Genomic DNA, 11,038 nt, shown 5'->3' on the forward strand with positions numbered 1-11,038 from the left:
TTTATATTTTTAGTTTGCTGAATGAATCGTAAACTGGACCCAGTACTGAATACATAATAAAGCCGAGAATTAAGCCGAGAAACACGGTGAGTGCTGGCTCTATCATTTTCAGCAGCTTATCCATGGAGTCATTCACATCGCGATCATAAAAATAGCTGATGTTGAGTAATGATTTATCTAATGCGCCAGTATTTTCACCTACTTTAATCATGCGCACCACTAGCTGCGGAAACAACCCTGCATTTCGAAAGCTTTCAGACATAGACTCACCTGAGCTGATTTGCGCATGCACACGACTGAGCGCATCTGCCACCACGCGGTTGCCTACGATTTTCTCACAAATTTTAATCGCATCTAAAATTGGAATACCTGTTTGATACATCAAAGCAAAATAGCGTGCGAATCGCGCCATGATGATTTTATTTAAAATTGGCCCTGTATACGGCAGCTGCAGCTTAATCATATCAAACCGATAACGCGCTATTGGATTGGTTTTAATAATACTCGCCAAGGTAATCACGACCAGCACTGGCAGCCCAATCATTAACCACCAGTAGTTAACAAAAGCATCTGATAGCGCAATTAAAAACTTAGTGTTCATGGGCAATTCTTGCCCCATATTCTTCAAAAATGATGCCATCTGCGGCACTAGGTAACTCATTAAAAAAGCGACTGCGCCAAACACCACAACCGCGACAAAAGCTGGGTAAGCTAATAGTTTTTTGGTTTGCGACATTAACTCATCTTGCCAGCGCAAGGTATTGAACAAATTATTAAATACCACTGGCAACTGTCCGGTTTGCTCACCGGCACTCACCAAGCTAACAAACACTTCGGTAAAAACATTTGGGTACTCAGCCAAGGCTTGTGAAAGCATCTTACCGCCTTCAACTTCTGCACTGATGGCGCCTAGTACCTTTTGAAAATAGGGATTATTACTACTTTCTCTTAAATCGGTTAAGCACTCTAGCAGCGGCACTCCTGCGCTACTTAATTGCTCTATTTGAAAACAAAACATGACTAAATCTTGATTACTGACCTTGCTGCTATTTAGCAAACTGGTCGATTTTGCCACTGCGCGATAGGTGATTAAATCCAAACCCATGCGTTCAAGACGAATTTCTAAATCTACTTCATTGAGCGCATCGATCTGCCCCATCGCAGGACGACCTAGTTGATCTATCGCTTTGTAATTAAATGACGGCATTAGACTTATGAGTTTAAGCGGTTGGTTAAATCAATCACGCGCATGACTTCAGCCAAGCTGGTGTAGCCTTCTATAATGCGGCGCACGCCATCTTCTGCCAAAGTGACAAAACCCTTATCCATCGCCATTTTTTGCAGCTCATCCAAATGCGCACGGCGTGAAATCAACGAATCCATATCGCTATCGATACGTAATAATTCAATAATCGCCATACGTCCACGATAGCCCGTTTGATTGCATTGCTTGCAGCCTTTTGGTTTGAATATCTTTGGTTTGTCGCTTGGTTTTAATCGCATAATTTTGCGCTGTAGATCATCCAGCTCATGCGGCTCTTTGCAGTGCGGGCAAAGCACCCGAACCAAACGCTGCGCCACCACGCCGATAATATTGCCGGCCATGATGTCAGGCAAAATGCCAATGTCTGAAAGCCGTGGGAAAACGCCTAATGCAGAATTAGTATGCAAGGTGGTAAACACTTGGTGACCAGTCATTGCCGCACGAAAAGCCATGGTAGCGGTATCTTCATCGCGCACCTCACCGACCAGAATAATGTCTGGATCTTGGCGCATAATTGAGCGAATACCATTAGCAAAGTCGACTTTATTGACTTCAGCCACCGAGGTTTGGCGCATCATAGAAACAGGATATTCAACGGGGTCTTCCAAAGTCATGATATTCACAGCTTCAGTATTGCGATATGACAGCAGTGAGTAAAGCGTAGTCGTTTTACCGCTACCTGTAGGCCCTGTCACAATCACAATGCCTTCTGGGCGTGTCATCATAAGGCGTAACTCTTCTAGCGTACTTGGCCGCAAGCCCATGCGCTCCATAGGAATGATAGATTTTTCTCTATCCAGCACACGCAGTACGATATTTTCACCGTTGATGGTAGGGTGACTAGACACCCGAAAATCAATCGGGCGACCGCATAAATTCATGCTCAAACGACCATCTTGCGGCGCACGTGTCTCTGCAATATCTAGTCCACTGAGCACTTTTAGCCTAACTACTACGCCACCCCAATAGCTTTTATGCAAACTACGCACTTGGTGAAGCACGCCGTCAATTCTGTAACGTATGCGCAAAAATGCATATTCAGGTTCAAAGTGAATATCTGAGGCACCGCGCTTAACTGCATCCATCAATAACGCGCCAACTAAGCGTACTACGGGTTGCGTGTATTCATCGCCACCTGCACTTAAGCTGTTGTAATCAATCTCGCCTGTTTCAATTTCATGCAAAATGCCATCAACAGATAATTCATAACCATAAAAATGGTCGATATATTCCTCTAGCTGTGCTTCAGCTGCGAGTAATGGGCGAATTTGAATGCGGCCGCCAAGCATGGCACGGAGCTGATCCAACGCCACCACGTTGAACATGTCGGCCATAGCCACGACCAAGGTTTTAGTGGCAGCCTCATAAGCCACTGGCAGTAAATGATAGCGGCGAGAAAAGTCTTGTGGCACTAAGTTCAGTGCGTCTACATCCGCCACTATGGTAGACAAATCGATACTCTCGAAACCAATAGTGTCTGCGACTACATCGCGCACCATGATCTCTGTGACAAAACCCAATAGCACCAACTGCCGACCTAATGGCAAATCACTATGCTCTTGCTCAGTAAGCGCGATGCGCAGCTGATCAGGACTGATTAAGCCCTGCTGAACCATTAGCTCACCTAAGCGAGGTTTACGTCTTTGCTCAACCATTGTTTAAACCTGATGCCTTGTATTCTAAGAATGCCATGTTTGTATGAATATTCATTATTGAAGCTCGCGAATTCTCGCCTCTAACTGCGCTCTATCTGGGCTATTGCCACCTGATTTATTCAGTAAATCCAAAGCGCGTTGGTACTGTTTTAAAGCCAGACTAGGCTTACCCATTTGGTCTAAACTAATCGCCATATTGAATGCATAATCGGCATTATTGGGCGCTAATCGACTCGCGTTAAAATAGGCCTCTTGTGCGGAAGGCCACTGGCTTTGCTCGGCGTATAAATTACCTAAAGCTGCATGCAAGTTTGCGCCTTCAGGCTGTTGCGCAATCATACTTTTAATACGGCTTTCTGCGCCAACTGCGTCCGTATTTGCTTGCGGGCTAACAATAGCAGTTTGCGCAATGCTGTTTCTAGGCTCTATTTCTAACACTTTTTGATACCAACCTTGCGCATCCGCATCACGTCCTTGTCGTTGCGCAATCGCCGCCATACCAAGCAAAGCATCCACATTACGAACATCGCGTTGCAACACTTGTCTATACTGCTGCTGTGCATTTGCGTCCTCACCACGCATGAAAGCTTGGTACGCTGCAAGTAGCATTGGGTCTACGCCCTGCGACTGCACCTTGCTAATCAGTGTGAGTGGATTTTGTTTCTTATTACCGATTGGCTCTGCATAGCCTGTATCTGCAGCGTCATAGATCACTTCATTATTTTTATTAGATTTCTTAATTGAAGGCTTTCTCGGCTCGGCTTCAATGGCATCTTCAACAGCATCATGCTTTTCTAATGCTTTATTTCTAAACGCTGCGGTATTGGCTTTATTATCAACATGATAGGTATCACTCGCTTGATTTACAGCTTGGCTCTCTTGTGCTGGAACCTCTGGAACAGGCATTGTGACTTCAGTTGACGTTAGAGTGCTGGTTGATGGCAGTGACGCTGCTACTGCGACCTGTGGTGGCGGCGAGCTAGGCTTCAGCACCACAACATCAGGTGTGGTCAGGCGTTTAATATAGTCATAGCCCTGCAAACCCAACAGAACCAACAAGGCTCCCACCACACCCAAGCTAATTAACGCAAATTTTGAGCTAGGTGCTTTGACTTCTTTATTCGCAACAAATACCTTAGCGGCTGCCTTTTGGTTCAACTCATCATTGACCATTTGCAAAGCAGGTGTTGAACTAGCAACGGTTGCCTTACTTTTAACACGCGCAGGCTGCAAAGTCTCTGGTGTAGAGCTTTGTAATGGTATTATTTCTGCTACTGATTTATTTGAGGTTTTAGCCGCAGATTTAGGCTTAGCATATTGATTAGCCCCATAGGACGCGCCAGTTAACCCCGCCTCCTCCTCTAAGGTAAGGTTGTGGTCTAGCGGCACATTCACTGTTTTTACACTTGCTTCTACGGCTTCAGCTACTGGAGCTTGCTCAGCAAGCTCAGCTTCCTGTGCTTTAGAATCGATAGGCACCAGCTCAAGCGATAAAGCCTCATCAGCCACGTACGCACCCGTTTGCTTTTTGTCTTTATCCGCCTGCTTATTTTTTTCTAAATGATCTAATGCTTTAATGAGTAAACTCATATAAAAGTTTACCTTTCATTTTCGGCTTCAGCTTCTGAAGCTCTCTCAAGCGCTTGAGTCGGCAAATACTGTTTGTAGTGAGCCAGCTCATCACTCTCTAGACTTGCATTTGGGATTACCGTAGGACGTAAAAAAATAACCAATTCAGTTTTTAGATTAGAATCGTTTTTACCTTGAAAAACCTTACCTACACCTGGCACTCTACTCAAGCCAGGGACTGAGTCTGTGTTGTTTTTGATTTCATCTTGCATTAGCCCGCCAAGCACCGCGATATTACCACTGCTAATTTGAAGTAAAGACTCCATTTCGCGAGTTCTTATTTCAGGAATTCCTTGATTACCTTTAATTTCTGGATTGGGATCTGGCACATATCTGATAAGACTTGTGATTGTGGGCCTCACATTTATATTCACATTCCCCGTATCGTTAATTTGAGGTGTAACACTCATCACAACACCCACTGGAACTGTATTAGGGGTCGTGGTCACGGTAGTAAAGGGCTGGCTAGTTGTGCTACCTGTTGTCTGTTGGGCTTGAACAGTAAAGTAAACTAGATTATCAACAACCTTAAGTACTGCAGTTTGATTGTTTAAAACCATCAATTTAGGACTAGACAAAACCTTAGTATTTCCAAATTGTTCTAATAATTGAACAGAACTTAGAATTCCACGGTTACCATTAACATAACCAGCAACAATGCCTGCACTATCTGACTCCCGAGTGATGTTAGCTGCGCTCACAATGGTACCAACTTGTGGCCCTAACACTTGTGAAAATACGAAGCCGGCACTACCCACTTTACCAAGGCGACTCCAATCAATACCCGCTTTATAACCATCACTTAAAGTAACTTCTACAATAGTTGCTTCAATAAGCACCTGCTTTCTTGCACTTCCCATTACCTTGTCAATAAATTCTTGAATTTTCTCGTGCTGCTTATTTGTTGCGCGAACATTAATAATGCCAGCTTCGCGGTTCACTATCACGGTACCTGCAAATAGTGTCTTATATTCATTTCTATCTTCTTCTTTTTCACGTTTTGCTTCGGCAGTATTTACTGCATCCGCGTCAGGGCTTTTGGCGGAAGATCCAGTCTTTGTTTTCTCATTGGCCTTATTCGTATTACCAATCCGCGTAATAAGAATTTCCTTATCTGTTTCAGCTAAGATGTCTTTTAGATTTTTTTCTAGCGTATCCCAAAAATGGCTCTTAGATTCGCTAGCCACTGATGTGCGTGAACTGTTATTTGCACCATTTCCCGCACTGCTACTTGCTGCCCCACTAGCACCCGAGCTTTGTGATGTACTAGAAATTTGGCCATCAGCTCCAATAAAACCTATCGTATCACGTGACATATTTACGTAATCAACCTTGTAAACACGCAATACAGGTTGGTCTGGCGTAATCGTTAACACATCACCTTGAATTTTATACGTCAAATCCACCTGCTTAGATAAACGCTCAAGAATAGCTGGTAAGGTTTGATCCACCGCGTTTAAAGTAACTCGACCTTGAATTGAAGGGTGAATATCAATATTAAGTTTGCTATCACGCGCAATAGCGAATAGCACTTCTTTAACAGGCGTGTCGTAAACAACGATGCTGTAAAGCTGTGCTTTAGCCTTTGGTTTTGGTGGGGGTAGATAGGTATTATTAGTAACTGGTTTAGGGATATTGGCTGTTACTGGTTTGCCGTTGGCGGGATTATTTGAGTCTGCTTGCGCGTCAGATTGATGCTTAGCGGTATTTTGCCCGTCTATATGACCATTTGAGGGTGTGATTTTAGATTGGTGCGCGCATGCAGACATGCCTAAAACAAGCATCATGCATAAATGCCCTAATATTTGTTTGTTGTTTAGCACAGTCCCACCCCCAGCTTATTGCTTAAATTACATTCTTTTGTATATTTTGCATAATAACTCAAAAAAAGCAAGAAATATGAACAGAATATTAAATGTTTACAATAAGTTACGTGCTGTATTTATTGCTTTTGATCAATATCCTTATTAATACCTGCAAAAGTACGTAGGTAAGGTTTGTTATTTTTTATTGGTGTTGGCAGATTTTTAAGTGCGGCCAGCGCTTCGCTGCGATCGGCAAATTCACCATACAAAATCACAGTATATGTTTCACCATTTTGGATTTTTCGATATAAATAAATATTATCTATCTCTAATTGCTGGCTAATTCTATCCAGCTCCGCTTTTAATTGATCATCTTTCTTTTGCTCACCGTTTAGCTTTGCATCTGTTGGTAGCGACTTAATTTGCAATGTAATCGTACTAGGCGAGGCGCTTAACAAATGACTTCTAGTGACCTCTAAACGCTTGTCTACTAAGGTTTTAATTTCAGCCACACTTGTGGGTGCAGCTGGTATGGGTGTTGACGCAACAGATGCAGCGGCTGGTAGAACTGGCGCAACGGCTGTTTGAACATTACCGATTGACTGAACAATGTTTGCTGTAACAACTGGAGTTGCCACTGGCACTGTGGCTGCCGTCTCGACTACAGCAATATTTGGGTTCGGTGCTTTTACATTTGTCTCTGCAGGCGGATTAACAGCAGCAACGGGCGCTTCAATTTTTGCTTTTTTGGGCTGAGCTGCAACCACTACATTATTGACGGCTGCAGCTTTTGGCTGGTGTTGATACTGCCACCATGCATAGCCGATCGCGATTGCCAAAAAGCCGATCAATAAACTCGCACCTATAAAGTATTGTTTGTAATTGGTTGTTTTACGGCCAAACTCGCTGTCTTGAATGGCCGCTTTCACATGCTTTGGTGTGACCTGATAAACATTGTCCGCATAAGCGGCTAATAGTGATTTATCTGCCAAGATATTCACACGCCGAGCCAAACCCTCGGCGGCAGCTGAGAGTTTTTTAATCGCCGCAGCAGAAAATAGATGCGGTCCATGATACCCAGCTGCACGTAGGCGCAGAATCAGGTACTCGCCTATATCTTTAGTACCTAAAGGCTCTAAATGAAAGCTATGCGTGATACGTTCGCGCAACTGGCGAATATGCGCCTCACTCAAATTGACATCAAGCTCTGGCTGGCCAAATAGTACTATTTGCAACAGCTTATCTTGCTTGGTTTCTAAGTTAGATAGCAGTCGAATTTCCTCTAGCGTTGCCAGTGGCATACATTGCGCTTCTTCGACAAAAATCACCACTTGCCGACCTTCGGCATGGCGATTGAGCAAATGCGCTTGCAATAGCTGCATGACTTTTAAGCGATCTGCATTTTTAGGCACTTTGAGTTGCAGCTCAAAAGCAATCGCATGCAATACGTCTTCTGGCGCTACGCTGGGGTTAGCTAAATAAATGCTCTCAATTTTCTCTGGAAGTATGGTTTGCAACATGCGACAAAGCATCGTTTTGCCACTGCCGACTTCGCCGACTACCTTGATGATGCCTTCGCCATTGGTAATGGCATAAACCAGTGCATCTAACACTGCGCCACGATTGCCGCCCGAGAAGAAAAAGTCCGTATTCGGGGTGATTTTGAATGGCGGCTCTTTTAAGCCAAAGTGTGGGTAATACAAATTGTTTCCGTTGGTCTGTTCTAGTTTTCGTCAGTAGTACTCATACGGCTATATAGCGTTGTACGATTCACATTGAGCAACTTCGCCGCTTGGCTTAAATTGCCATGCGTCATTTGCATTGCAGCTTCAATATAAGCGCGCTCCCAGCTTTTAAGTACCGAGTCTAAACTCACATTGGCTTGACGCTGCAAATGACGTTGCGCCTGTGCGGTCATGCCAGCGGCATCGTTAATATTTAATGGTTCTGAACCTGACGCTGACTCTGGCTCAGATAGATCAAACTCTGCAACCAATTGCGTCGCATTAAGCGTTTTACCAGAGTATTTCGCGATTAAGCGAATAACGATGTTTCTAAGTTCGCGCACATTTCCTGGGAATTTATAATCCAGCCAGCGTGCTTGCGCAGCTTCATCCAACACAAATGGCACCTGACCTATCTGTTGTGCATAAAATTGAGTGAAATGCTCACGCAGCAAATGCTTATCATCACCCAAATCTCTGACAGGCGGCACATGCACGGCAAATACACTCAAGCGATGATATAAGTCAGATCTGAATTTACCAGCACGCACTTCGGCACGTAGGTCACGGTTAGTTGCGGCAACAATACGTGCCTGACTTTTACGCGTTTGCGTTTCGCCAATACGTTGATACTCGCCATTTTCAAGCACACGCAGCAGTTTAGCCTGTAACTCTAAAGGTAATTCGCCGATTTCATCTAAGAAAAGCGTACCTTCACTCGCATCTTCAAAATAGCCCGCATGCGCAGCGATAGCACCAGTAAACGCGCCTTTGGTATGCCCAAATAGTATAGATTCAGCCAATAACGGTGAAATTGCAGCACAATTGACAGACAAATAGGGATGCAGCACTCGCTTACTTGCATGATGAAAACTACCTGCAACTAGCTCTTTGCCGCTACCAGATTCACCTTCTATCAATACCGGGAAAGGCGAGTCAGCAAATTGCGTAATTTGCATGCGCAATGCTTGCATAGGCAGACTATCACCCAATAAACCATCGAACTCTAGCTCAGCCTTAACTTCATTCAGCTCAACATCTTGCACCTTAAGCGATTGCAACAACATGTCTTTGAGCTTTTCAACATCGCAAGGTTTAGCAATAAAATCTACCGCGCCTAAAGTCAATGCCCGCTTAACGTTAGCATCGTCACTTTGACCAGAAAGTACATGAATTTTAATAGTAGGGGAATGCGCAAGCAGTGCGCTAATGACCTTGAAGCCTTCTTCAGGTGTGTGTGGTGATGGAGGCAAACCTAAATCCACCAATGCCAAAGCTGGCATACTATCTTGCTGTTGAAGTAAACTTTTTAGCTGTGCATACGATTCTGCGACACATACTTCAAAGTGCTTACTCAACACAAAGTGCAGTGTATCCGTAATTAAAGGATCATCATCAATAACCATTAACACTGGACGAAGTGCCGCCATCAATTTAGACCTTTACATAAAATTTAACAACTTCAACAATCAATACCACTATAGCCTGAAAGGCCATATGTATCAATTATTTTGCCACATGAATTTTAACATTCTAGTTGATGGCGCTAGATCTTAAGACATTAGGAATAAACTACCTTAAACGAAGTGCATACGAGCAAACTTAAAATCAAACATCTGAATTAAATCATTAACCCTTAAAGCCTAAACTAAAAAAGCTCTATATCGCCTTCTTTTTTATTTTCTTGTAAAGACCCATCGGCTATCAGCTGCTCATAAAAACAGATTCTGTTTCGCCCATTATTTTTCGCAAAGTAAAGTGCTAAATCCGAGTGGTCAATTAACTGACTTGGAAGGTCGTATGCAAAAATCTCTGTATAACCTGCACTCACAGTCACTTTCCCAACCTGAGGAAAATCAAAATGACCTACTTTTTCTCTAAATCGATTAAGGATATTGGGAATATCATCATGGCTCGAGCATTCAAATACGCCTACGAACTCCTCACCTCCAAAACGAAAAATCGGGTCACTACTTCTAAAAGTTTGTGTCATTAACTGAGAAAATAAAAGCAACACCTCATCGCCAATCAAATGGCCAAACTCATCGTTCACCCTCTTAAAATGATCGATATCAAAAATCGCCAAAAAGTGCACCTGATTAGCTTTATCACTTTTAAGCTTAGCGGCTTCTTGCATCTGTACCAAAATCTTATTGATTTTGTAATCAAAAGTTTTACGATTAAGCAAACCAGTTAAAGTATCGCGCTCATTATCATTAATAAGTCCCGTGAAATTTTGATATATCTTTAATAACAAAGTGATGACATCATGCAATTGGGAGTCACAAACCATTGCCTCTATCGCAATAATCGCAACCGTATGATCTTTTGCATTCTTAACTGGATAGAGCCTGACTGGAGATTGATCGTCTTGCTCATACGTGCAATATCTACCCGATTTAAAGCAATCAATCAGCAACTGCTTAAATGGTAATGAAAAATTACATTGCTCTGCACTTTTGCCAATAATAATGGCTGAAAGAAGCTGCTTTCTAGTATCGTCAGGGTGATAAATAACAACGGACTTAGCTTTATCGTCATCAGACGCATCCACCAATTCAAACAAAGCCTCGGCTAAAGATTGCTCCAGCGTCAAAACATCGCGCTCATTTGTGAGCGCGATAAGCTTATTTAAAACCGAATGCGTGCTGACTGTATTCAAAATTCGCAGTTAATTCATTTAGATTCGTCCCTCAGAATATCTAAATTGAACTCTTAGTTATTTAATGAAATTTGAATACTACAGTAAGTTTGACTATGCCATTAAGTAAAGACGCGCAAAAACACCGCTTAATTCTGCACTTTAATCCGAATACCTTGGCCAAATAGCGCGCAGTTATTAGATTTAAACCACATGGGGAAAAATTGTTACAACTGGTAAAAAGAGATTAATAACGCGGGGAAATTGGGGTGGCTGATGGGGCTCGAACCCACGACAACAGGAATCACAATCCTGGACTC

Annotated in this window: 7 protein-coding genes; all 7 read right to left on the minus strand. The window is 43.1% G+C overall.

Annotated elements, in window-relative coordinates:
- Position 1: 1 nt before the first annotated feature.
- The 7 genes from PSU72_RS13980 to PSU72_RS14010 all read right to left on the minus strand — a co-directional run bounded on the left by PSU72_RS13980 (position 2) and on the right by PSU72_RS14010 (position 10,739).
- Complete coding sequence (locus PSU72_RS13980) at positions 2 to 1,207, minus strand: type II secretion system F family protein (protein WP_300433282.1); 1,206 nt, start codon at positions 1,205 to 1,207, stop codon at positions 2 to 4.
- 5 nt (positions 1,208 to 1,212) lie between these two features.
- Entirely contained in the window at positions 1,213 to 2,919 is a 1,707-nt protein-coding gene (locus PSU72_RS13985; RefSeq protein ID WP_300433284.1) for a GspE/PulE family protein, read from the minus strand.
- Positions 2,920 to 2,973: 54 nt separating this feature from the next.
- Positions 2,974 to 4,509, minus strand: coding sequence for a hypothetical protein (locus PSU72_RS13990; protein ID WP_300433286.1), 1,536 nt, complete (start codon positions 4,507 to 4,509; stop codon positions 2,974 to 2,976).
- Between the two features lie 8 nt (positions 4,510 to 4,517).
- Positions 4,518 to 6,335: a pilus (MSHA type) biogenesis protein MshL gene (gene mshL, locus PSU72_RS13995; RefSeq protein WP_300433288.1), complete on the minus strand. Its 1,818-nt coding sequence runs from the start codon at positions 6,333 to 6,335 to the stop codon at positions 4,518 to 4,520.
- 155 nt (positions 6,336 to 6,490) lie between these two features.
- On the minus strand, positions 6,491 to 8,056 hold the full coding sequence (locus PSU72_RS14000; RefSeq protein ID WP_300433290.1) for an AAA family ATPase: 1,566 nt from the start codon (positions 8,054 to 8,056) through the stop codon (positions 6,491 to 6,493).
- Positions 8,057 to 8,076: 20 nt separating this feature from the next.
- On the minus strand, positions 8,077 to 9,507 hold the full coding sequence (locus tag PSU72_RS14005; RefSeq protein ID WP_300433292.1) for a sigma-54 dependent transcriptional regulator: 1,431 nt from the start codon (positions 9,505 to 9,507) through the stop codon (positions 8,077 to 8,079).
- 218 nt (positions 9,508 to 9,725) lie between these two features.
- Positions 9,726 to 10,739, minus strand: coding sequence for a GGDEF domain-containing protein (locus tag PSU72_RS14010; protein ID WP_300433294.1), 1,014 nt, complete (start codon positions 10,737 to 10,739; stop codon positions 9,726 to 9,728).
- Positions 10,740 to 11,038 lie beyond the last annotated feature (299 nt).

The sequence above is a fragment of the Methylotenera sp. genome, from assembly GCF_029945535.1.
GTDB lineage: Bacteria > Pseudomonadota > Gammaproteobacteria > Burkholderiales > Methylophilaceae > Methylotenera.

What these genes read in the sequence shown, in the direction of transcription:
- PSU72_RS13980 (WP_300433282.1), bottom strand. Translation starts at nt 1,207, where the DNA reads ATGCCGTCATTTAATTACAAAGCGATAGATCAACTAGGTCGTCCTGCG.
- PSU72_RS13985 (WP_300433284.1), bottom strand. Translation starts at nt 2,919, where the DNA reads ATGGTTGAGCAAAGACGTAAACCTCGCTTAGGTGAGCTAATGGTTCAG.
- PSU72_RS13990 (WP_300433286.1), bottom strand. Translation starts at nt 4,509, where the DNA reads ATGAGTTTACTCATTAAAGCATTAGATCATTTAGAAAAAAATAAGCAG.
- mshL (WP_300433288.1), bottom strand. Translation starts at nt 6,335, where the DNA reads ATGATGCTTGTTTTAGGCATGTCTGCATGCGCGCACCAATCTAAAATC.
- PSU72_RS14005 (WP_300433292.1), bottom strand. Translation starts at nt 9,507, where the DNA reads ATGGCGGCACTTCGTCCAGTGTTAATGGTTATTGATGATGATCCTTTA.